This is a genomic window from Aquamicrobium sp. NLF2-7, assembly GCF_022359935.1.
GTDB classification, from domain to species: domain Bacteria; phylum Pseudomonadota; class Alphaproteobacteria; order Rhizobiales; family Rhizobiaceae; genus Mesorhizobium; species Mesorhizobium lusatiense.
Window position 1 is genome coordinate 2,604,675 of the sequence record NZ_JAKSED010000001.1, and the last position, 23,117, is coordinate 2,627,791.

The 23,117-nt window shown below is 57.5% G+C and carries 20 protein-coding genes and 2 pseudogenes; 7 read left to right on the plus strand and 15 right to left on the minus strand.

Features of this window, described 5'->3' with window-relative positions; all coding sequences use genetic code 11:
- Positions 1–40: 40 nt before the first annotated feature.
- The 7 genes from MIC97_RS12815 to MIC97_RS12845 all read right to left on the minus strand — a co-directional run bounded on the left by MIC97_RS12815 (position 41) and on the right by MIC97_RS12845 (position 5,226).
- Positions 41–472, minus strand: coding sequence for a hypothetical protein (locus tag MIC97_RS12815; protein WP_239800344.1), 432 nt, complete (start codon positions 470–472; stop codon positions 41–43).
- Complete coding sequence (locus MIC97_RS12820) at positions 472–1,173, minus strand: hypothetical protein (RefSeq protein WP_239800345.1); 702 nt, start codon at positions 1,171–1,173, stop codon at positions 472–474. Before MIC97_RS12820 ends, MIC97_RS12815 begins: the two co-directional genes overlap by 1 nt.
- A complete protein-coding gene (locus MIC97_RS12825; RefSeq protein ID WP_239800346.1) occupies positions 1,173–1,565 on the minus strand; it encodes a hypothetical protein in 393 nt (130 codons plus the stop codon). The genes MIC97_RS12820 and MIC97_RS12825 overlap by 1 nt, the downstream gene beginning before the upstream one ends.
- Entirely contained in the window at positions 1,565–2,209 is a 645-nt protein-coding gene (locus tag MIC97_RS12830; RefSeq protein ID WP_239800347.1) for a hypothetical protein, read from the minus strand. Before MIC97_RS12830 ends, MIC97_RS12825 begins: the two co-directional genes overlap by 1 nt.
- A 1-nt stretch (position 2,210) precedes the next feature.
- Entirely contained in the window at positions 2,211–2,393 is a 183-nt protein-coding gene (locus tag MIC97_RS12835) for a hypothetical protein (RefSeq protein WP_239800348.1), read from the minus strand.
- A 61-nt stretch (positions 2,394–2,454) separates the two neighbouring features.
- On the minus strand, positions 2,455–3,729 hold the full coding sequence (locus MIC97_RS12840) for a phage major capsid protein (protein WP_239800349.1): 1,275 nt from the start codon (positions 3,727–3,729) through the stop codon (positions 2,455–2,457).
- A 222-nt stretch (positions 3,730–3,951) separates the two neighbouring features.
- Complete coding sequence (locus MIC97_RS12845) at positions 3,952–5,226, minus strand: site-specific integrase (RefSeq protein ID WP_239800350.1); 1,275 nt, start codon at positions 5,224–5,226, stop codon at positions 3,952–3,954.
- 175 nt (positions 5,227–5,401) lie between these two features.
- Between MIC97_RS12845 and MIC97_RS12850 the strand changes: the two are divergent.
- From MIC97_RS12850 to MIC97_RS12860, 3 genes and pseudogenes are all read left to right on the plus strand, one after another.
- Positions 5,402–5,824: pseudogene (locus tag MIC97_RS12850) on the plus strand (magnesium chelatase domain-containing protein); the annotation flags it as partial.
- Between the two features lie 509 nt (positions 5,825–6,333).
- A complete protein-coding gene (locus MIC97_RS12855; protein WP_239800351.1) occupies positions 6,334–7,068 on the plus strand; it encodes a hypothetical protein in 735 nt (244 codons plus the stop codon).
- Between the two features lie 272 nt (positions 7,069–7,340).
- Positions 7,341–8,993, plus strand: a complete 1,653-nt coding sequence (locus tag MIC97_RS12860) for an AAA family ATPase (protein WP_239800352.1) — start codon at positions 7,341–7,343, stop codon at positions 8,991–8,993.
- A 281-nt stretch (positions 8,994–9,274) separates the two neighbouring features.
- Here MIC97_RS12860 and MIC97_RS12865 read toward each other — a convergent pair whose 3' ends face one another.
- The 5 genes from MIC97_RS12865 to MIC97_RS12885 form a co-directional block, all read right to left on the minus strand.
- Positions 9,275–9,649 (minus strand): hypothetical protein, encoded by a 375-nt coding sequence (locus MIC97_RS12865; protein ID WP_239800353.1) that lies wholly within the window; start codon positions 9,647–9,649, stop codon positions 9,275–9,277.
- A 55-nt stretch (positions 9,650–9,704) separates the two neighbouring features.
- Positions 9,705–10,394 carry a hypothetical protein gene (locus MIC97_RS12870; RefSeq protein WP_239800354.1) on the minus strand — a complete coding sequence of 230 codons (690 nt, stop codon included), beginning with the start codon at positions 10,392–10,394 and terminating at the stop codon, positions 9,705–9,707.
- Positions 10,357–10,887, minus strand: coding sequence for a hypothetical protein (locus tag MIC97_RS12875; protein WP_239800355.1), 531 nt, complete (start codon positions 10,885–10,887; stop codon positions 10,357–10,359). Before MIC97_RS12875 ends, MIC97_RS12870 begins: the two co-directional genes overlap by 38 nt.
- 99 nt (positions 10,888–10,986) lie before the next feature.
- On the minus strand, positions 10,987–11,277 hold the full coding sequence (locus MIC97_RS12880) for a hypothetical protein (RefSeq protein WP_239800356.1): 291 nt from the start codon (positions 11,275–11,277) through the stop codon (positions 10,987–10,989).
- Between the two features lie 154 nt (positions 11,278–11,431).
- Positions 11,432–13,231 (minus strand): recombinase family protein, encoded by a 1,800-nt coding sequence (locus tag MIC97_RS12885; protein ID WP_239800357.1) that lies wholly within the window; start codon positions 13,229–13,231, stop codon positions 11,432–11,434.
- A gap of 81 nt (positions 13,232–13,312) precedes the next feature.
- Between MIC97_RS12885 and MIC97_RS12890 the strand changes: the two are divergent.
- Positions 13,313–14,215, plus strand: a pseudogene (locus MIC97_RS12890) (ATP-binding protein); the annotation flags it as partial.
- 340 nt (positions 14,216–14,555) lie between these two features.
- On the opposite strand, the gene MIC97_RS12895 reads toward MIC97_RS12890, so the two are convergent.
- The 3 genes from MIC97_RS12895 to tauA all read right to left on the minus strand — a co-directional run bounded on the left by MIC97_RS12895 (position 14,556) and on the right by tauA (position 17,433).
- Positions 14,556–15,383, minus strand: a complete 828-nt coding sequence (locus MIC97_RS12895; protein WP_239800358.1) for an ABC transporter permease subunit — start codon at positions 15,381–15,383, stop codon at positions 14,556–14,558.
- A complete protein-coding gene (locus MIC97_RS12900; protein ID WP_239800359.1) occupies positions 15,376–16,188 on the minus strand; it encodes a taurine ABC transporter ATP-binding protein in 813 nt (270 codons plus the stop codon). The genes MIC97_RS12895 and MIC97_RS12900 overlap by 8 nt, the downstream gene beginning before the upstream one ends.
- 213 nt (positions 16,189–16,401) lie before the next feature.
- The gene (gene tauA, locus MIC97_RS12905) at positions 16,402–17,433 is read right to left on the minus strand and encodes a taurine ABC transporter substrate-binding protein (RefSeq protein ID WP_239800360.1); all 1,032 of its coding nucleotides are present in this window, start codon (positions 17,431–17,433) and stop codon (positions 16,402–16,404) included.
- Positions 17,434–17,947: 514 nt separating this feature from the next.
- On the opposite strand from tauA, the gene MIC97_RS12910 reads away from it, so the two are divergent.
- The 3 genes from MIC97_RS12910 to MIC97_RS12920 are packed head-to-tail and all read left to right on the plus strand — an operon-like array spanning position 17,948 to position 23,099.
- Complete coding sequence (locus MIC97_RS12910; protein WP_239800361.1) at positions 17,948–18,946, plus strand: efflux RND transporter periplasmic adaptor subunit; 999 nt, start codon at positions 17,948–17,950, stop codon at positions 18,944–18,946.
- A 2-nt stretch (positions 18,947–18,948) separates the two neighbouring features.
- Positions 18,949–20,037 carry an efflux RND transporter periplasmic adaptor subunit gene (locus MIC97_RS12915; protein ID WP_239800362.1) on the plus strand — a complete coding sequence of 363 codons (1,089 nt, stop codon included), beginning with the start codon at positions 18,949–18,951 and terminating at the stop codon, positions 20,035–20,037.
- On the plus strand, positions 20,034–23,099 hold the full coding sequence (locus tag MIC97_RS12920) for an efflux RND transporter permease subunit (RefSeq protein ID WP_275592344.1): 3,066 nt from the start codon (positions 20,034–20,036) through the stop codon (positions 23,097–23,099). The genes MIC97_RS12915 and MIC97_RS12920 overlap by 4 nt, the downstream gene beginning before the upstream one ends.
- Positions 23,100–23,117: the final 18 nt, after the last annotated feature.

Below are 23,117 nucleotides of genomic sequence, written 5' to 3' on the forward strand. Positions count from 1 at the left end.
GCTTCTCCTTCAGTTTGTGGAATGGACGGCAGTGCCGCGTTCAGGCCGAGGTGATGTCGCGCCGCGTCCACGCGATGGTGGCCGTGATCGCGAAGTAATTGGGAAAATCCCGGCCCGGATCACCGGCGCCGATCGACATTTCAGGCATGAAGATGTTGCTCACCGGCTTTTCCCGGAAAAGGTTGAGCAGCGTGTTTGCGTGGACGCGCGCCGCGGCCGATCCGGTGCCGCTCGGCACCATCACATGCAGATAGACCGCCCCGGTTTCCTCCCAGACATTGGCACCGGGAGCGCCCATGGTGTCCTGATTGTAGCTGTCGCCGTAGATCTCGACGTACACCCATGCAGGCGTGTTCTCGTCGAGCAGGTCCTGCACGAAATCATTTTCATATCGGACAGGAAGCGCACCGGTGCCGGCAGCGTAACTGTCGAGAACGCCCTTGAAGGCGGAAAATGCAGAAGGACTGGACATCAGGTGGCGCTGTTGATGACGATTGCGGGATAGGTGAGCGGCTGGCCAGCCGCGGTATCCTTGCGGCTGGCAAGCGTTGCACGCCCTTCTCGGAACGCGCTGGAGAGGTTGTTCTGAGCGGCAGCACGGATCCTGACATTACCCTTCAGGATGTATGGAATTTCCGGATGGACACCCGATCCGATGTTCAGAAACCGGGTTTCGGCCCGGAACACGCCGTTGAAGCGCGAATTCAGCATCCGTTTCGTGCCGTCGAACACATAGCGCTTCGGCTTTTTCAGGAGGCCAGTTTCCGCCTTGCGGGTGTAGGGCTGGAAGTTGGCGATGATGACCTCGGCCCCGGCAGCGATCGCGCGATAATCGGTGACAATGCGCCCGGAGCTGATGACGATGAACGATGAAGCAAACCTGCCCGACCGCCGCGGCGAGCGCTTCTGCAGTTCGTCGAGCGCAAAACGGATCATCAGCGCCCAATTCGTGAATTCGTACAGAATCTGGCCCGGAGACCGGTAGGCTTCCTCCAGCGCTCCATGAACGCCGTTGACGTAGCGCTCATAATCCGGCGATGCGACACCTTCGGCAATGACCCGGCGCAGCTCCTGACGCGCGAATGCTGCGACCGCCCGATCGATCTCGTCGGGCTCCATTCCGACGGTCGCAACGCGCAGGTCGCGCTCGAAGAACTCGAAGCCTGAAGCCATCAGCCAGCCACCGTCAGGTTGACGCGCACCACGACACCATTAATGGCAATCGGATCCGCGAACATGATCTGCCGCACCTTGCCCTTCACGATCAGGAAGTCGTTCGGGCGCGGAATGCGAGGATCGACAGCACCGGGCACAGCAACATGACCAGCGGGCCATCCTGCGGCGAGAATTTGCGTCATGGAAATCACCGCCTTCGAAAAGGCCTGCGTGGCGGTCCCGACGATCTCGTCGCCGCGAAGGCCGCGTACGGAGGCCCGAACCGTCACATCCTTGTCAGTCGGCGGATTGCCATCCTTGCGGCGCAGGGTGCAATCTTCACCGCGTTTCGCCAACGAAGCATCAAGCCTTGCGATCATGCCGGAAGGGCTGTCCGAAAGATCTGCCATCACACCACCGGATTTACGAAGCGAGCGAGCCGGGCCATCATGTCATCTGGCAGGCCGCTGGATGCAGATCCCGGCACCGAACCGACCCATCGGTCGGTCTGGACGGTATCGATATCCTCGACTTCCACACGCACAGATTTGACCAGCGGATCGACCGATGCCTGCGACAGGCGAATTCTTGCCAGATCTGTCACCACGCCAACGAGCGAGGCCGGCACCGTGTCAAATCCAGCATCATAGACGACGATGATTTCGCGGGCGATCCACCGTGACCTGTATCCATTCACCCAGCGCTCCAGCAGTCCTGCCTCGGATTGCAGGCCACGATCGTCAATTGACACGATCGTTCCATTTTCGGTGATCGTCGCGATCTTCACATTGTGGCGGCGCGACAGGATCAGAACCTCATCACCACATCCGGAAAACGTCTCGGTGAGTGTTTCCTTCCTCAGCGTCGGCTCTCCACCTTCGCCAACTGCGATACGGCACGCATCTGCGATTTCAGCCGAGATACGACGCCCAAGGGCTGTCAACTCAGCATCACGCGAGGTGTCGCCTACCGATAAACCAGCAGCGGCCCGCAGTGCCTCGATTGGCGCCAGACCGATGTCGGACGCGGGAGTTGTGACAACAAGATGAGACACGTCAGCCGCGCTTTTCCGGAGCGGGCACCTTCACTGCGCGTTCGCCCTTGCCGCGCTCAGCCGGAACCGCAAATCCAGCCTCGATCATGCGCACGGCTTCCGCCTCGGAAAACCGTTCGGTTTCCTCATTCACCGACAGGCTGAAGTCAGCGCCGGCAAAGGATGTCAGCATCCTGATTTTCATGGGTTGTCTCCTTCGGTTTTGAGAGCGGGCCACCGGAGCGGCCCGCCTTGCAAAGCCGAACTTACGAAGCTGCGGTGATGAGGTGCTTGACGGCGGCGGTGTCGCCCAGTTCACCGTCAAAGCGCGCCAGTCCAAGCAGGCCGATGTCGGGAGCGAACCGCTCGCGAGCCACGAACATGACAATGCCGCCGACCTTACGCACGAAGTAGGCGCCGAAGTCACCGAACAGCATCACCTTCTTGGCGGCCGCCAGCGAATCCATCGCCTGGTTGATGGAGTAGCGGTAGCCGAGGATCGTGCCGGGAATGCCGTTCTGGACATCGCCCGCCGTCCAGATGTAGCGGTTCTCGCCATCCTTCAGCTTGCGCAGCGCGGCAAGGGTGCTGTCGTTGAACATGAACCGCACCTTGGGCGACTGCCGGTAGGCAGGATCGACAGAATGCACAAGGTCGATGACCTCGTCATAGGTGATGGCGGCGGTCGCGACAGCGGTCTTACCGAGGCTAGAGGCTGTGACGATGCCGTTCGGCCCGGTGGTGCTGCCGGCGCCAACGGTCAGCTGGGTGTTGGCCGTGCGACCGAGGCGCTTGCCGAGCAGGCCGCCCAGCAGGGTCTCGAAGTTGAAGATTGAATCCTGTGCCAGCTCCCACGAGAACTTGACCCATTCGGTATCGAAGGAAAACGCATTGAGCGTCTTCTTGCCGAAGGTCGCATCCTTGCCTCCATCGTCAGTGACCGCACCACCCTCGGTGTGAGGCTCGGCCGTCATTGCCGTGTCGTCGATGGTCGGAATGTCGATGGGATTGCCGCCGGTGGTGTTCATCACCGTGCAGATGTCCTCATCATACATCGGTCCCCATGCCTTCATGGATTCGATCAGGCGGTTCTGGAGTTCGGTCGGCACCGTGTATCCACCGGCTGCACCGGCACCGCCTGTCGTGGTCTGCATGCGCACTTCCGGATCGGACACGCCCTGACGCAGTGCTGCGCGCTCTTCGTCGTTCAGCATCGACAGGTCGCCACGAACCTGCACATAGCGGTGGAAGGCATGGCGATAATCGGGCTTGTCGCCTTCATCCTGCCCTCGGCCTTCGCCGTCACCGGAGATAGGACGCTGGCGGGCGCGACGCTCTTCAGCGTCCTTTTCCAGCTTCGCCTGCCGTTCCTCGCGCTGGATCTGGGTTTCGAGGCGATCATACTCGGCCATGGCTGCATCGTGCTGGGTTTCCAGTTCCTTCGCACGCGCCTCGTCGGTCGCGGCATTGATCTGGTCGAGACGTTCACGAGCCTCAGAGACGATAGTCTGCTGCTTCTCGCGCAGTTCCTTGAGTGTCATACAGAAACCGCGTCTGCGACGTAGAGAAGTCCCTGTATATCTGGCCGAGAAGCACGGGATCGAGATTGCTGTATCCACCCTGAACAATCTCGCCTCCATTGGGGGAGGGCCGGTTATGCAATACCACGGGCGTATCCCGCTCTATCGCCTTGAAGACCTAGACGCTTGGGCTGAAGAGCGGCTTTCCGCCCCGGTGCGTTCAACTGCGGAGAGGTGCCGCGACTAGGCGCGTCGCGGCATGTCGATCACGTTGCCGCCTTTGCCAGTCATCTGTCGGAAGATTTCGCGGCAAACTTTGTTGGCAGCTGCGACCAACACGCTGTCGAGACGATGGACATACTTACTCGTGACGGTCGCGCTGGAGTGGCCAAGCAGGGAAGAGATGGTGCTGTCAGACATACCGATATCGCCTGCAATCGAAGCGTAGGAGTGACGCATGGTGTGTGGGGTTACTCCCTCCAACTGCGCCTGTTTCATAAAACGCAGCCATGCGCCCGACAGGCCATTGTAATTCCCTTCCTTGCGAAGGCCCGGGAGCACGTAAGGGTTTCCGTCTACTCTCAAGGCATCGGAAAGAACGTCAAAAGCCTCCTTGCCGATAGGCCGTACCGAGGGGCCGGTTTTGCTGTCCTTCAACCGGAAGCAGCTTGACGTCTCATCTACCTCATCCCAGGTCAGATTGACGATCTCACCCAGTCGGCAACCGGTCAGGGCCAACAGCCACGCGCCGGTGAGCGCTTGCGGTGTCCCGAGTTCAGCGCTTGTGTAAGATAAAACTTTCCCTACGGCACGGTACTCATCAGCACTGAGGCGTCGGGTGCGCACATTGTCGGCAGGTTTTGGAACACTGGCGGCAGGATTGTGTTCGATGACACCCTCGCCAACGGCATAGGTCAGAATTGCTCCAAGAAGGCCGACCGTGCGCGCCGCTGTCCCCGGCCCACCGGTAACCAGAATGCGAGCGCCATTCTTCCCCCTGCGGTTATGAACGGCTGTCTTTCCGGCGGTCACGTCCCGAATGAATTTCACCACGTCAGCACGGGTGAGATCGATGACGCGTTTCGTGCCCAGCAACGGCTTGATATGCCGTTCGATGCGGCCACGGTCTATCTCGATGGTCGAGGCCTTCTTCGGCCGTCGACTGCGGCCGACAATCATGCCGCTCTCAACTACTTTGAGATATTGGTCGCACAGGTCACTCACCGTTATAGATGACCGCCGGGACCTCCGCTCAGCCAGCGGATCAGCCTTCTTGAGAACCACCCCTCCCATGGTTTCGATTGCGAGCTTGCGCGCCTGTTCCGTGGTTAGGGCGCCGTGTCTCCCGATGGTCATGCGCCGCCGCACTCCATCGTCGGTCCGATAGTCGATAAAATAGGTACGACGGCCGCTCGGATGGACATAGACCCCGAAGCCTTTCAGCTCGGAGCACCAGACCGTGTACTGTTTTTCCCGAAGCTCGGCGCGGTCGACTATGGCTTTGGTGAGTTTGGGCAAATGATAATGACTGCCTATGATTTCTAACTCACCATATACTCACCACGGCATCGGAAACAAGGGGGAGTGTCAATTAGCATCAAGTAATATGCCGTCCATTAAATAATTGAAATTAAAAGGAGACAGGAATTTACAGGAGTTTGCGTGAGTATATGGGAAGCCTTAATCAGCTTCCAAGGAAGGCAGCCATTACGACCTGCCGATTGCGCTGGGGCTGATGGCTGCGATCGGGGTCATTCAGGGCGAGGCGCTGAGCGCCTATGTGGTTCTGGGGGAACTGTCGCTGGACGGCGCCATCGCTTCGGTCGCCGGGGCGCTGCCGGCGGCGATTGCCGCCAATGGTGAGGGCCGGGGGCTGATCTGCCCTCATGATTGCGGGGCCGAGGCGGCGTGGGCGGGCGGCGAGTTCGATCTTCTGGCGCCGCGCAGCCTGATTGCGCTCGCCAATCATTTCCGGGGCACGCAGGTGCTCACGCGTCCTGAACCGGGCGTGCGTGCCGGCAGCGCCGACCTGCCGGATCTGGCCGACATCAAGGGGCAGGAAAGTGCGCGCCGGGCGCTGGAGGTGGCGGCCGCAGGCGGTCACAATCTGCTGATATTGTACTATATTAATTGCGAAAGATGCCGGTATGAGCTGGCGGGCTGACAAAGCCTACGAAGCTGCACAGCGAAAGGGCTTCCGACGCTGGCGGAGTTCCCTGACGTGGCGGGAATATCTCGGTTGGGAATTGCGGCGACACGCCCCGCTTCTAGCGGGCGCGATAGCGGCGGCCGTCGTTCTGTGGCTGCTGATGAGATAGCTGGAGAATCAGTTGCGTGGATGTAGAGCGATCCCTGCAATCGCCGATTAGTGTAAAGGCGGCTTTCGACCCCAATTGTCGCCGTTCGGCTCGCTCCTAGCGCCACCCGAAACTTGCCGTCCTTTCCCCGAAATCGCGGGAGAAGTGACAATCTATCTGCGCATGGGATTGCGCTCGAAGATGGCCTCTTCCCGGTTGACATCTCGATTTTGTTGGTGAACGTCCGATGAGTTCTCCAGAGAGCAGAGTCGTCTAGTTTTGCTTGAACCTAAGCAGGTGCAAACTGGGGACGAATATCCAGAAAAAAGTGGAGCAGATGATAAGCCTAAAAGAAGAAACAGCAATCCCAGCTCGCATACTTCGATATTGCAAGGAGCAGATGTATGAGTTGGTTAAGTCCGAAAAACCCGAGAAAAAGCTTTCGGTAATTGACATCGATGAACTGGATACCAGCGAGGAAGTAGAATTCGTCGTCGGTGTCGGCATCGCGCAAGCTCAAATCGAAAAGAAAGAGAAACTTGCTGAGCGTGAAGAAAAAGCGCTCGCAGAGAGCGGCTATCAGGGAATAAATCTTTCCGACGTATACACGGACTTTGCCAAGGATAATTCTATTTTTGATCCAGAGAAACTTCTGAAGCTTGCATTCCCAATATTTCGAAGATCGAGCACTACATTTATACCAGTCTTTCGATATCTTCGTGATGTGGGCGTTAACAACGCAGAAACGCTCAATGGATCGCCCTATACGTCAGCACGGGCTGTATGCGAGAAGATTGCGAAGAAGAGTTACGCGCTGTCTTCCTACAAAAGTCAGTATGAAAAGTACTGGTCAGGAAAGACGACTGCTGAAATTATAGAAGAGGCACCTCCGGAAAAGGTCGCAATATTCATTCCTTACCAAGATCCGAAGAACGTAGATCTGGAGTTTTTAAGGAAATTTATATTGGGCCATAAGCCAAGCGATTTCATCGATCCATACTCGTCTTTTTACAGAAAGCTATGCTCATTCTACGACAAACTGGCATACGGTTTCGATCTCTAAGTCGCAGGAAGAAACCACCACGACGGGGTCCGGTTTGTGGGCATCTCGCGCCTTGACATCTAGTGCAGCGAAGCCGGTTCTTCGCCCTTCTTGACCGTCAAGCAGATTTCAGGGAAACGGCGGCCCACTGGGATGCGCGGCCGTGAACCTTGAATAGCCGGCTTCGGTGTCGGTGCAGCTCGGTGCGATGTGCGCTCTCACACTAAAGAACGGTAGTGGTATTCCACCGTAGTGGTGATATGGACAAACATCCTTAAATTACGAGCCGTCCTATGCTTCAGTCAATTGATCTAGATTTCACCGAAACTGGGCCCATTAGCTTGCCAGCAAAAGGGATAACCATATTCGTTGGACCTAATAATTCTGGAAAAAGCCTTATCCTGCGAGAGTTAGAACAGGCTTTCAATACTCATCCCTTTCCCACAGGTCTCCATATACTGAAGGATTATCAGATCGAATGGCCAACATTAGAAAGCATGAATTCTACTCTAGATAAGATGAAACATTTCAATAATCTGAATTTACCAGCTGGATATGTTACTCTCGGTCGACTAAACCCGTCTGGCGGACAAGAAACTATTCAGATGGATGAGAATGATCTTTTTAGAATTGCAGGCGAAAAAGATGATAAAAACTGGATGGCAACCCAATATTTGAAGTGGGGAGTTATCAGATTAGATGGGAGGTCACGGTTTAACCTCACCAATGATCAACAGGGGCATGATCTTATTGGACCATCTCAGAATGTCCTAATGCATCTTTTCAAGGATGACCTCGCACGACAAAAGGTGCGGGCACTTGTTAAAGAGGCTTTTGCGCTGAACTTTGTGATAGATCCTACCAATCTAGGGCAATTGCGTATTCGTCTCTCTGATAAGGAGCCCTTGGCGGATGAGCAGTCGCTTAATGCAGACGCTCGTAAGTTCCATGCTGATGCCGTCTATATCAAAGATGCGAGCGACGGAGTGCAAGCGTTTACCGGTATCGTCACAGCTATTTGTTCAGGGGAGTTCCATACCATCCTTGTCGACGAACCAGAGGCATTCTTGCATCCTCCTTTAGCTCGTAAGCTTGGCAAAAGTCTTGCTAGTTTAGCCGAGGAACGTGGCGGCACACTAATGGCATCCACTCACAGTTCCGACTTCCTCATGGGGTGCGTTCAATCTTCTCCGACTGTGCGTGTAGTGAGACTTGAATATAGCAATAGCAAATCTCGCGCACGGATGATCGATCCAAAAAGTTTAGAAGCATTTTTCAAGCGCCCTCTCATGCGCAGCGCCAATGTAATTTCGGGTTTATTTCATGATGGTGTAGTGATCTGTGAATCCGATAATGATCGAGCATTTTACGGAGAAATCTACCATCGACTTTCTTCTAGTAAACCTGAGTATCCATCAATACTTTTCATCAATGCGCAAAACAAACAGACGATTAAGGATATGATGGCACCGCTTCGTCAATTTGGGGTTCCAGCAGCAGCAATTCCCGATATCGATTTCGTGAAGGATGGCGGTGTGACCTGGACAGATTGGTTGAAGGCAGCCCAAGTGCCAACCGCTCTACATTTGGGTTACGGTCAGCAGAGGGCCGCTATCAAGGATGCACTGGTTGCCACCGGGAAAAATATGAAATCAGATGGTGGCATCGATATCCTTGACGCCGAAAATAAGACAGCAGCGGAGCAACTACTCAACAATCTTGAGGACTATGGAATATTCCCAGTTCGTCGAGGTGAACTTGAGAACTGGCTTCCTATGCTTTCGGTATCAGGCAAGAAGACAGACTGGACCATCGCAATGCTTGAGCGGTTGGGTAGTGATCCCAGTGATCCGAATTATGTTCACCCTGCTCATGATGATGTATGGCAATTTCTTGAAAGTATCGTTGCATGGATTCGTAATCCCGCCAGAAAGGGAACTATCTAACGATCGCAACTAGCGAAGTCGAACGGAGTTATGTTGCACATTTAATTGTGATTTGTACCTATCCGAATTTCCACATACCCCGCTCAGAAGCGGATCCGACATCAATTTCCAATGATAACGTTTTATGGTTCATTTAATCTTGTAACCTATAAAATAGCATATTTAACGGCATCCGAACGTTCCGGGAACTCTTCATTGAGAAATGCGCCGGCACAACTTGTTTCTGGCAGGCACACCAACCATGATCTTCATTTTATCGCTACCAATGATACTTTACTATTTCAGTAACCCTCAATTTCCTCGTATTCGACAGACCTATCTAGTTTACCTTTTTCATTATAGTAATCTTCTGTGAACCGGGCGCAAATTATATTAATATTGCCATCACCATGTGACTCGAACTCAATCCCATGACTCTTCGCTGGGATTCGCATTATAGCGTCGTTCATTTCGTAATCCTGAAACTCCATTATTTGGAAACGAACGCACTTTCCCTGATTTCCGGGAATATCATGTTCGAGTTCCTTAATGTGCTTCTTCGTAAGCTTAGAAATTTTGACCGTTAAATCCCCGTTTAAATGCTCCTTAAATGGAACATCGGCAATTGCGTCTGAAACAACAAAAGTCGCAAATACTGTAAAAAGTAGTCGTTTCATCTAAATCCCCTTTTTCCATTGCTGAATTCCGAACGGAGAGCATACCCCGTATCCACTACCTCATTTGATAGCTCAATCGCCTGCACCAGATGCCATCCAAGTGGGATACAGTCTTGGTGATATGATCGATTTCCTCCACAGTTGGCCGTCGATTTTTGGGACCCCGGCACTCATCGAGATACCAGCCCAGACCAGCGAACTTGCTGAATTTCATCAGCAGATAGTCGTCACCGGGAGTTCGAAAATAATAGGCGATCCCCGCCTGAACATCGACGCAGGACGAATAAAACTGGTCATGATCGGCAAGGCAGTTACCCAGTTGACGGGCGATGCTCGAAAGCTCTTCTGCCGTTTCGATTGGCAAAAGTTCTTTCACTCTCCACGGAGGATTGGGAAAGGTGAGACTGGCGATTGCCTTTCGCATGGCCATGAGAGGATTGCTTGATTTGGAAATGGCATCCAAAACCACCCCGGATTGATCGAAATCCCCAATTCTCCTGCCCAGCCATGATAATTCCTCTACGTCGAAATCGGAGATGCCACGCCGAAGTGCATAGCCAGCGATCTTTTCGGTAATCCTGTCGGTGGGCAGATAGGCAATCCCAAAAACCATTCTGGGATCAATTGTCCGCGAATGCTGCAAAATCCGGGTGAGAACATCCCCGCGGCTCAACGCCAAGTGCACGGCTCTGTAGAATTCCGCTGATTCAGCACGAGGATCGAGTTTCGAGAGCAGATGAACCATGCCCGGAGGGCAGGTTCCAAATGCCACTCGCAGCAAATCCTTGAGTTTGCTCTTCATCAGCCAGCCACGCATACCCGTCCTTACGGGCCTTTTTGATCGCGCCGACGATACAATTCACCCCGTGCTTTATCGTTTGCGGCTTGCGCCCCTCAATCATTCTGCGACGAATGTACTCCTCAATGACAGACGTCGTAACGGCATCGAGCCGGGTCGTGCTACTTATAATCTTAAGGATCGTCTTTTCATGGGAAATGAGATTGGCGTGGTTCGGGGTGTCCCTTTTCCCATCGACATAGCGTCTTAACGCCTCCCCGAAGGAGGTGGTTTTTATCTCGCCAAAAGTGATTTCCTGATGAATATCAGCACGGATCTTGTCCGCGATCTTCAGGGCGGTTTTACGCTCAGTGGTTCTGGTTGAACGTACGAATGTTCTGTTATCGATTTGAAGCTGGACGTACCAGTAGCGGGAATTGGGACGTTTGATCAGGGACATGGGGAAACCTCCGCTTCCCATGTCCAGGTATACAGGTTACAGGGCAACAGATAGCTATATAATCCATTATCTGCCCTCTATACTTATTTTAACTACATTTTACTTTTGGATATTTTCTGATGAAATATCGTTCATAAATTTACGACGGCAATTGTACCAGTAAGTCAGTGCACCTTTCGGTGTCAGCCCGGCTCCATCAATCATCGCTGAAACCACCGTTTCTTGGGGGTAATCTTTCATTGCGCTGTAGATTGCCATGGAAGCCTCAACCTTGGTCTTCCCCTGTTCGATCAGTGACCGTCCCTCCGCAATCGCCTGTTTGATTACCGTCATGTCGTTCTCACCGAGTGTGACCGGTTCCTTGGACGTGTTCTTTGTGGTTGCCATCATTTGATCTCCGTTCTGTTCGGAACCGGCATCCGGTCTTTGACGGAAAATGACAACGGCGATCACCGGGAGGGACACGCAGGACGCGTCGATAGACACTCACTATGTTATAGAAAAGATAAATATAATATAAGAGAATTATTATATGATTTTTATGTTACAGTATACTTCTCTGATTTGAGGGGGGATGTATTTCAATATTCTCGACGTACCAGCCTGGATCACGAGTTCCATTCCACTCAACTTTATTGCCGATTTCTCCGAAATCCATACCGTCGCCTGCAAGCATCTGAATAAAGTTCGTAGGACTTCCGCGCCTAACGCGAACAAGACGTGAGCGACCATCAACAAAATGGACCGTAAAGCTGGGTGCCGTACGTCCAAACTGTTCGTCCATTTCCTCTCGGTATTTGAGGAAGCGGTTTCTAAATTCGGTGTCCTCTTCTCCAATCCATCGATCGATTTCGCCGCGACGTGGGCCATCCCCTTCTGTCTCTAGCGAGATGGTTTTTATTAGAGACTTTAAATGAGCAGCCAATTTTACTCGCCTGTCCAATGAACCGTCTCCTTGGATTGAGGAAATAAGATCAAGGAGCCCAGCGGAAGACAGCTTATATGAACTGTCTTCTCCTGATGGAGGTTCTAGGGACGCAATTTCATCGTGAATTTGCTTTATCTGCTGCTCAACGGTCACAAGCCGCTCCTTAAGGACGGACAAATTCTGCCGTTCATCGCCGAGAAGATCAAACAATCGCTCTCGCCGCAGATTTTCATGTTGAAGCTTTGCAGCGAGGCCTTTTTGGATGCGTTCGTAGTTCTTTTTAGTATCCAGTCGAGCTGCGGCATTGACGATGCCATCCAAGTCGATCTCACGAATAAAAAATAAGAAGGACTGCTCGAACTCATTATATCTCCACGAGGTCTTTGAACATGCCCCGCCTGCCAATGCTTTATGACATTTCAGATAGGTGCCCCCTTTGGGTCCCTTACCCTTGTTGATGAGGCGCATTGGTGATCCGCAATAACCGCATTTCGCGATATGGGTGAAGAGATTGCGTTGCGTCTCCCCACGTCTACCACCTGAACCTGATGCTCGGGAGCGTCGAGCCTGTTGAACCCGATAGAAGAGCGCCTCATCTATAATGCGAGGGAAGTAATCAGGTATCGGATCGCCCTCTGGCCTACGCCTTCCGTCAATGAGGACATGAGGCTGATATTCTCCTAGCACAGCGCGATTTTGTAGAATCTTCGTCACATATGATTGATTCCACAAAGAGGTTCGCCCAAAAGGCGGGATACTCTGTTGGTTTAACCATTTGGTAACGGAATATGAGCCCATGCCTTCATCGGTTAATTCGAATATGCGCTGTACTATCTCTTGACGATCTTTGACCACCTGAAACGTTTTCTTGTCATCAGCAAGACTCAGCCAAGCTGGGCAAATCTTTGTTAGTTTCTGTTCCCCGGCCCGATCCCGTTTCGCCTTCCAAGCTGCGCCTATTCGACGGCTTTTGGTTTGCGACTCCTCGTGTGCTCGGCTCATCAACGCGATGGAAAACATCATTGATGCCATGTCCGCGTTGGTTTTGGAGTATACCTTGCCATCTAGCAAAGTAACCACGTTGATAGACAGGCCTATGATATCTAGAAGCAGTTGGACGGAAGGGAGCAATTCTTGGCGTGTGAGTCGGTCTAAAGATTCGACCAAAAGATAGGAACCTTCTGGGACCTGCCCGGCCTTGGCGCTTGCTAGAAACTTCCCAAGAGCACCGGTTGCAACGTTGTCACCCTTATAGGCAGACACACCAATATCTTGAAGCTCCGTATCCGAAACCAATCGGAGCCCGTGTTCTTCAGCATAAGCCTTTGAGAGCTCCGTCTGACGACGAAGGCTGTCTCCCTTCAATTGAAGGTTTGTAGACATACGCACGTAGGAATAAGCGAGAATGGAATTCATATAACGTTTATAACGTGTTATCGGTTTCGTTGCTACTCGTTAGAGCTATTGGTTTCCATTAGATAATCTAATTTAATATAGCACAATATTCTGATGACCGGTCCGCCGGGCTCGGGAAAATCCATGCTGGCCCAGCGGCTGCCTTCGATCCTGCCGCCGCTTTCCCCGCGCGAATTGCTGGACGTGTCGATGATCGCGTCGATTGCCGGGGAACTGGCGGGCGGGCGGCTCACCGATCGCCGGCCGTTCCGCGCCCCGCATCATTCCGCCTCGATGGCGGCGCTGGTGGGCGGCGGGTTCAGGGCGCGTCCCGGCGAGATATCGCTGGCCCATCACGGCGTGCTGTTTCTGGATGAGTTTCCCGAATTTTCGCCGCAGACGCTCGATGCGCTGCGCCAGCCGCTCGAAACGGGTTCCTGCATGATCGCACGTGCCAATCACCGCATCAGCTACCCGGCACGGATCCAGCTGGTCGCCGCCATGAATCCCTGCCGCTGCGGCATGGCTGGCGAGCCCGGTTTCCGCTGCGCGCGCGGCGAGCGATGCCGAACGGAATATCAGGCCCGCATCTCCGGACCCTTGCTGGACCGCATTGATCTCAGGATCGAGGTGCCTGCGGTTTCGGCTGCCGACCTGATCCGCCCGGGAAAGTCGGAAGCGAGTGCCGCCGTCGCCGCGCGCGTGGCGCGGGCGCGCGATCTCCAGCGAGCCCGCTTCGAGGCGCTGGGTGCCGATGGAGCGCTGACCAACGCCCAATGCCCGCCTTCGCTGATCGAGGCGGTCGCCACCCCCGATCAGGGAGGAATGGTGCTTCTGCAGGATGCCAGCGAAAAGCTTGGCTTCTCCGGCCGCGCCTATCACCGCGTGCTGAAAGTGGCACGCACGCTGGCCGATCTCGACGGCAGCGAGGGCATCGGCCGCATTCATGTGGCGGAGGCGATCTCCTACCGCATGGAGACCGGGCTCATGGCGAAAGCTGCGTAGCTTTGCCTCCGGGCTGTCGGCCTGATTGATCATCGGGCGCGTGGCAGCATCCCTGCATGCGCGCGCGGAGCTCGGCAAGGGGTGATTGGCAGCGCTTGCCGTACTGGTCCGTGACGGGTTTTTGCCGGCGTGGTGAATGGCACTTGATCGGATGGCGGAGCAGCGCGGCTGCTCCGATCCTCTATTTTCGCGCAATGCGGAGCGCACAACCGCAGCACACTTCTGCTGAAATTGCTACCGCGCCCGAAGCATGTGCACGGAGCACGAGACGCGGGTGCGAATATAAAAAAAGCCGGCGAGGTGCGCCGGCTTTTGTCAGGTTCATTCGGTCGAAGGTCCGTCAGATGCGTCCCTTCCACGGGATAAAAACCTTTTCGAGATGGCGGATGAGCAGGTCGAAGGCGAAGGCGAAGACGCCGATCACGATGATGCCCATGATGACGGTGTCGCTCGCCAGATATTCGGCTGCATTCAGCACCATGAAGCCGAGGCCCCGGCTGGCCGCCACCATTTCGGCCGCGACAAGGGTCGTCCAGCCGACGCCGATGCCGATGCGCATCCCGGTGAAAATTTCCGGCAGCGCCGCCTTCATGATGACCTGCGTGATCACCTGCTGGCTGGTTGCGCCCATCGCATAGGCGGCATGGATTTGTTCGGTCGAGACCGAGCGCACGCCGGCGCGGGCGGCGATCGCCATCGGCGCGAAGATGGCGAGGAAAATCAGGAAAACTTTCGGAAACTCGCCGATGCCCAGCCAGATGATGACCAGCGGCAGATAGGCGAGCGGCGGCAGCGGCCGGTAGAACTCGATGATGGGGTCGAGCACGCCGCGAACGACGCGGTTGACGCCCATCAGGATGCCGATCGGAATGGCCGTCACGCAGGCCAGCGCGAAGGCGCCGAAGACGCGGCCGAGGCTGGCGAGCGTGTGCTGGATGAGCGTGGAGTTGGCGACGCCGTCGGTCATGGCGAGGATGAACTTGTTGTAGACGGCAATCGGAGAAGGCAGGAACAGCGGCCTCACCCATCCCATCGAGGTGACGAGGAACCACAGCGCGATCAGCACCAGTGCCGTGATGAGGCTGATATGGCCGCTGTAGCCCTCGCCCGGTGCGCCATAGACCTTGCCGGGTTGTGCGGATTTCGCCTTGGACAGCCGCTCAAGCATGGGCCAGCTCCGGGTTTCCTGATGCTCGCTCGTCGCCATAGATGATCCCCAGTATGGTTTCCCGCATTTCGATGAAGTCGGGGCTGGACTTGATTGCGCGCGCATCCCCGCTTTCGAGGAAACGGCGGTTGAAGTCGAGTTCGTAGGTGTGGGTGATGCGGCCCGGCCGTGGCGACATGACGATGAGCCGCGAGCCGAGGAACAGCGCTTCCTCGACACTGTGGGTGATGAAGAAGAACATCTTGTTGGTGTGCTGCCAGACCCTGAGCAGCAGTTCCTGAATGGTCTCGCGCGTCAGCGCGTCGAGAGCGGCCATCGGCTCGTCCATCAGGAGCATGGCCGGGTCGCAGGTCAACGCCCGTGCAATGCCCACGCGCTGCTGCATGCCGCCGGAAAGCTGGTAGATCATGTGCCTGTGGAAGTCCTGCAGGCCGACGAGCGCCAGATTGCGCACGGCGCGCTCACGCCTCTGGTCCTTCGGCACGCCCTGAAGCTTGAGGCCGAATTCGGTGTTGTCGATGACGTTGAGCCAGGGCAGCAGCGCATGCTTCTGGAACACCACGCCGCGGTCGGCGCCCGGACCGGTGACGCGTCGGCCGCCCAGCGTGATGTCGCCGGCGGTCGGCGCCATGAAGCCGGCCATCAGGTTGAGCAGCGTGGTCTTGCCGCAGCCGGAAGCGCCCAGCGCCACCACGAAGTCGCCGCTGTGGATCGTCAGGTTGACGCCCTTCAGCGCAATCACCGCTTCGTCCGAGTGGAGACCCGGATAGGTCAGGTTCACATTGCTTACATTGAGCGTTTCCATGTCTTGCCTTCTCGCACCATGTCCTCAGGGCATGCGCCGGTGGCTACGGGACCGTGGCGGTCCCGTATGGGAACAGCCGGCGGCGTTAGAGCATCGGGCCGAAACGTGGAATCCGGATTTCGGATATTCCGATGCTCTGTCAATACTTCAGATCGTCCCTTGTGCGTCCGGATGGACACACGGCGATCTCGCCGCCGGCCGGTCTTCCAGCCGCTACTTCGAAGCCGCCGTCGCGAAATCCGCGTTCACGAAGGGGGCGTAGTCCTCCAGCGCGTGGTCGATCTGCTTCTGCTCGACCAGGAATTTAGCACTTTCCGTGAAAGCGCGCACCGCGCCGCTTTCGGCGCCACCCCCAAGCCAGACATTGGAGGCCTGCTCCTCGGCGCTCGGGAAGACGAGGAGATCGAGGGCTTCGACCACATCTTCGGGCGAGCCGCCGATCATCCTGACGATGCCCTGCACCTCCGGGGAATCCGCCGTCCACTTGTCCTTGTCCCTGGCGTAGTCGGCATAGGCGTCAGCCAGAACTTTGGTGAAGGCGTTCATGAATTCGGCGTTTTCGGCCGCGAACTTGCGGTCCACGACAAGGGCGTCGAATGTCGGCACGCTTTCCTTGCCGATCACCTCGGAGTCGGAGATGACCTTGCCGGTCTTGAGGATTTCGGAGAGAGCCGGCGGCCAGACATAGGCGGCATCGATGTCGCCGCGCTGCCATGCGGCCACGATCTGTGGCGGCTTCATATTAAGGATGTTGACCTCGCGCGGATCGATGTTCCACACCTTCTCCATGCCGACCAGCAGATGGAAGTGCGAGGTCGAAACGAACGGCACGCCTACTTTCTTGCCCTTCAGATCCTCCGGTTTTTCGATGCCGGAGCCTTCGCGGGCCACCAGCGCTTCCGATTTGCCGATATTGTCGAGGATCCAGAAAAGCTGCATGTCGACGCCGCGCGTGGCGGCTGCCGCAGCACCTGTCGAGCCGATCACGCCGATCGGCACGTTGCCGGACGCAAGCGCGGTGGAAATATCGCCTGCCGACGAGAACTGGCGCCAGTCGACCTTGTAGCCGGTGTCCTTCAGTGCTTCGTCGAAGCGTCCGTCGGCAATGGCCGCCACGAACGGGCCGACGATCTGCTGGTAGCCGACAACGATCGTCGTCTGGGCGAAGGCAGCCCCCGCATAGAGGACCGATGCTGCCATCGAGGCAGCGCATGCAATGCCTTTCAATACCTGAAACGGTTTCATCGATTATCTCCCATTGAAACAGCGGAATTCCGTTGGCCCGCCAGAGGCTGCGACTTCGATGTTCGCTTTCTTCAGCCGTTCTGACTCTAGGTGAGCCTCTGCGCTCACCTTATATCCAATTCAAAACTTCAATGAGTCCAATGGCCGTCACCCATGCCATCCCGGTCTGTGGAAGGGCTGCGCCTGCCGGCCGCGATGCCCTTGAAATCATGTGGCGCGTACTAAATCTTTGCCTTGTTATCGGATGAGGGGCAGTTTTACCTCTGCCTCTGCAAGGGATGCTCTTGTAACGGCTGGAAAATACAGGAATTTTAACTTCTGGCCCGGAATGGTTATGTCTTGTATGTGGCCGGTTCCATCAGCCGGTGAAGTTCGCAGAAATGCCGGGAAAGCTGGGTCCGCTATGGGTAAACAACCATTGTCTCGACTGTCTCGACGCTTGTGCATGCCCTTGCTTGCTGGTGCTTTTGCTGCGTGTTGTTCCCTGAATGCGGTCAGGGCCGAAAATCTCGCGGTGACGGTGCAGACCGTCGGCTATGCGAGCTACAGCCAGCCTCTGGAAATTTCAGGCGACATTCATGCCCGCCTCAATGTCGATCTTTCATTCCGGGTCAGCGGCCAGATCGTGGAGCGCACCGCCGATGTCGGCACCCATGTGAAACCGGGTGATGTTCTGGCGAAGCTCGACGATGCCGAGCAGCAAACCAACCTGCGCGCCGCGCAGGCATCGCGCGATGCGGCGCAGGCTCTGCTGGTCGAGGCTGAGGCCACCTATCAGCGCCAGCGGCAGTTGCTGGATCAGGGCTTTACCACCAGAAGCCGTTTCGATCAGGTCGAGCAGCAATGGCTGACCGCGAAGAACACGCTGACCAGCGCCGAAAGCGCGCTGGAGAATGCCCGCGACGAGCTTTCCTATACCGAATTGCGCGCGCCCTCGGCCGGCATCATCACGGCACGCAATGTCGAGGTGGGGCAGGTGGTGCAGGCAGCGCAGGCTGCCTTCTCTCTGGCCGAGGACGGGGGCCGCGACGTGGTGCTCGATGTGCAGGAAACGCTCGTCAATCACGGCCCGCCCGGAACGCCGGTCACGCTCAAGCTCCTGTCTGATCCGTCAGTCGAGGCGAGCGGCCGTGTCCGGGAGGTTTCGCCGGTGGTCGATGCGCGCACCGGCACTGTGCGGGTCAAGGTGGAAATCATCGATCCGCCGCCGCAGATGGCGCTTGGCGCGGTGGCCACCGCTGCCGTGCATCTGCCGGTGAACGATGTGGTGGTGCTGCCGTGGAGTTCGCTGACCTCCGATCGCGGCCGCCCGGCGGTCTGGCGGGTGGCTCCCGATAGCAACACCGTGTCGCTCGCGCCGGTCGAAGTGCTGGCCTATGAGCGCGAGCGCCTGATCCTTCGCGCGGGGCTGGATGAGGGCGCGACAATTGTGGTGAAAGGCGGCCACATGCTGCATGAGGGGCAGGTCGTCGACATACTGAACGAGCAGTCCGCCGGCGGCGAGGGGAAGTGACCATGAGACGATCCCTGTTCCTGCGTGTGCTCCTTGCATCCACCCCGCTTCTGGTTCTTTCCGCCTGCAGCGAGGCTGAGGCGCCCGAACCCGAAGCTCTGCCGCGCCCCGTGATCTACACCATCGTCGAGCCCAGCCCGGTTGCGGAAACCGGCTTTACCGGCACCATCGAACCCCGTTACAGCACTGCACTCGCGTTTCGGGTGCTCGGCAGGCTCACCAGCCGCCCGGTCAATGTCGGCGACCTTGTGCATAAGGGCGATACGGTCGCAGCGATAGATCCCTCGGCTCTCGATCTGGCGGTGCAGTCCGCAAAGGCCGATCTCGCCAGCGCCGAGGCGCAGTTTGCGAGTGCGGCGGCCAGCGAGGAGCGACAGCGCGCGCTGCTGGCTTCCAGAAGCGTATCGCAGGCGGTCTACGATGCAGCCCGTCAGGCGCGCGACAGTGCCGCCGCTGGGCTTGAAAAAGCGCGTGCGGGGCTGAACAAGGCCGAGGACCAGCGCAGCTATGCCCAGCTTCGCCCGGAATTTGATGGCGTCGTGTCCGAAGTTCATGCCGAGGTGGGCGAGACGGTTGCAGCCGGACAGCCCGTGCTGACGGTGGCGCGTCCGGACATCCGCGAAGCGGTCGTCGACGTGCCTGACCGGCTGAACGGACTGCTCAGCCCCGGCACCGAATTCGAGGTGCGGCTGCAGGCCGATCCTTCCGTCACCGGCAAGGGCAGGGTTCGCGAGGTGGCGCCGCAGGCCGATCCGCAGACGCGTCTCCGTCGTGTCCGGATCGAGCTTCAGGACCCCGAGCCGGGCTTCCGGCTGGGCGCCACCGTGCGCGTGGCGCACCGGGCCGCGGAAACAGCGCCCGTCGTGCTTCCGCCCAGCGCTCTTTACGAAAAGGACGGCGCAACGTCCGTATGGCTGGTTGATCCGCAAAGCCTTCAGGTGACGCGCCACGAAGTCGCTGTCGCTCAGCGCACGCAGGCAGGCTTCGTGACGGATGACGTGCCGGTGGGCAGCCATGTGGTGACGGCGGGCGTTCATGAACTTGTCGAGGGCCAGAAAGTCCGGCTCGCGGGAGAAGGAAAGCGCAATTGAAGGGCTTCAATCTTTCCGACTGGGCTTTGAACCACCGATCCCTCGTCTGGTATTTCATGGCCGTGTTCCTGATTGCGGGCGTGGCTTCCTATGTGAAGCTGGGCCGCGAGGAAGACCCGAACTTCACCATCAAGACCATGGTGGTGCAGGCCAACTGGCCGGGCGCGTCCGTCGAAGAGACCCTCAACCAGATCACCGACCGCATCGAGAAGAAGCTCGAAGAGCTGGACGGGCTGGATTTCACCCGCTCGGTGACCACGGCCGGCCAGTCGGTCGTGTTCGTCAATCTGAAATCGACCGTCAAGGCGAAGGACGTGGAGCCGAGCTGGGTGCGTGTGCGCAACATGCTCGAGGATATCCGCTCGTCGCTGCCGGAAGGCGTCTACGGCCCTTATTTCAATGACCGCTTCGGCGACGTGTTCGGCAACATCTACGCCTTCACCTCCGATGGCCTGTCGATGCGCCAGCTGCGCGATTATGTCGAGGATGTGCGCTCGCGCATCCTCACCATCGAGAACGCCGGCAAGGTCGAGCTGATCGGCGCGCAGGACGAGGCGATCTATCTGGAATTCTCGACCCGGCAGATCGCAGCCCTCGGTCTCGACCAGCAGGCCATACTGGACAGCCTGCAGGCGCAGAACGCCATAACTCCTTCAGGCGTGGTACAGGCGGGGCCCGAGCGCATCAGCGTGCAGGTCAGCGGCCAGTTCAATTCGGAGGAGGATCTGCGCGCGGTGAACCTGCGCGTCAACGACCGTTTCTTCCGTCTTTCGGACGTGGCCACCATCACCCGCGGCTATATCGACCCGCCGAAATCCCTGTTCCGGGTCAATGGCGAGAACGCCATCGGGCTGGCCATCGGCATGAAGCCGAACGGCAATCTGCTGGAGTTCGGGCAGGCTCTGGAAGAGCTGATGCACAAGACGATGAGTGACCTGCCGGTCGGCATCGGCGTCACCAAGGTGGCGGACCAGCCGGAGGTGGTCGATCACGCGGTTTCAGGTTTCACCAAGGCCCTGTTCGAGGCTGTCGTCATCGTTCTGGCGGTCAGCTTCGTCAGCCTTGGCGTGCGCGCCGGTCTGGTCGTGTCGCTATCCATTCCGCTGGTGCTGGCCATCACATTTCTGACCATGTCCTATATGGACATCTCCTTGCAGCGTGTGTCGCTGGGCGCCCTCATCATCGCGCTCGGCCTTCTGGTCGACGATGCGATGATCGCGGTGGAGATGATGGTGGCGCGGCTGGAAAAGGGCGATCCGCTCAACAAGGCGGCCACCTATGTCTATTCCCACACCGCCTTCCCGATGCTGACGGGAACGCTGGTGACGATTGCCGGCTTCATTCCGATCGGGCTCAATTCCAGCCAGGCCGGCGAATACACCTATACGCTGTTCATCGTCATCGGCGTGTCGCTGCTGGTGTCGTGGATCGTGGCGGTGCTGTTCGCGCCCCTGCTCGGCGTGACGCTGCTGCCCGCGACCATGAAGCACAAGACGGCAGAGGAGCCGGGGCCGGTGATGCGCGTCTTTGGCCGCGCCCTGCTTGCCGCCATGCGGTTCCGCTGGCTGACGATCGTCATCACGGTCGTGCTGTTTGCCGTGGCGCTCTTCGGCATGACCTTCGTCGAGCGGCAGTTCTTCCCCGAATCGGACAGGCCCGAGCTGGTGATCGACTGGCGCCTGCCCGAAAACAGCTCCATCTCCGACACAAGCGAGCAGATGGTGCGCTTCGAGGAGACGGTGCTGAAGGACAATCCCGACATCGATCACTGGAGCAGCTATGTCGGGCAGGGCGCGGTGCGCTTCGTTCTGGCCTTCGACGTGCAGCTTTCCAATCCCTATTACGGGCAGATGGTGATCGTCGCCAAAGATATCGAGGCACGCGACCGGTTGCGCCAGCAGTTCAACGACGTGCTGCGGCGGGAATTCGTCGGCACCGATGCCTTCGTCAAATATCTGGAGCTTGGGCCGCCCGTCGGGCGTCCGATCCAGTATCGCGTCTCGGGTCCGGATATCCAGACGGTGCGCGGTTACGCTCAGCAGCTCTCAGCCATTCTCGACACCGACGACCGCCTGGGCGTTGCCGCCTATGACTGGAACGAGCCCGGCCGCGTGGTGCGCGTCGACGTGCTGCAGGACAAGGCGCGCAAGCTCGGCATTTCGTCGAAGGACATCGCCACCGCCCTGAACAGCGTGGTCGGCGGCATTACTATCACGCAGGTGCGTGACGCCACTTATCTGGTCGATGTGGTGGTCAGGGCACGCGAAGCCGAGCGCAATTCCATCGATACGCTGCAAAATCTCCAGATCGCCACCGGCACGGGCTCCTCCGTTCCGCTCGCCGCCATCGCCGACTTCCGCTACGAGCTGGAGCAGCCGGTGGTGTGGCGGCGTGGGCGCATTCCCACCATCACGGTTTCCGCCGGCATCGTCGACAAGACCATGCCCGACACGATCGTGAAGGATATTTCGCCGAAGATCGATGCCTTTGCGGCCGGGCTTCCGGCCGGCTACAAGGTGGAAACGGCCGGAACGGTAGAGGAAAGCGCCAACAGCCAGGGGCCGATCGCGGCCGTCGTGCCGCTGATGCTGTTCGTGATGGCCACCATCCTGATGCTGCAGCTGCAGAGCTTCCAGAGCCTGTTCCTCGTGGTGGCGGTGGCACCCCTCGGCATCATCGGCGTATCGGTCGCCATGCTGCTCAGCAACAAGCCGCTCGGCTTCGTCGCCATTCTGGGCGTGCTGGCGCTGATCGGCATCCTGATCCGCAACTCGGTCATTCTCATCGTGCAGGTCGAGGATCATATCCGCGAGGGCCAGCATCCGTGGGATGCGGTGGTGGACGCTTCCACCCACCGCATGCGGCCGATCGCGCTCACCGCCGCCGCCGCCAGTCTGGCGCTGATCCCGATCTCGCGCGAGGTGTTCTGGGGGCCGATGGCCTTCGCCATGATGGGCGGCATCATTGCCGGCACCGCGATCACACTTTTGTTCCTGCCGGCACTCTATGTGGCTTGGCATCGGGTGAAGGAGCCTGCGGCGGAGCCCGTCGAAGAAGCCTGAGACTGCGGGACGCGCGAA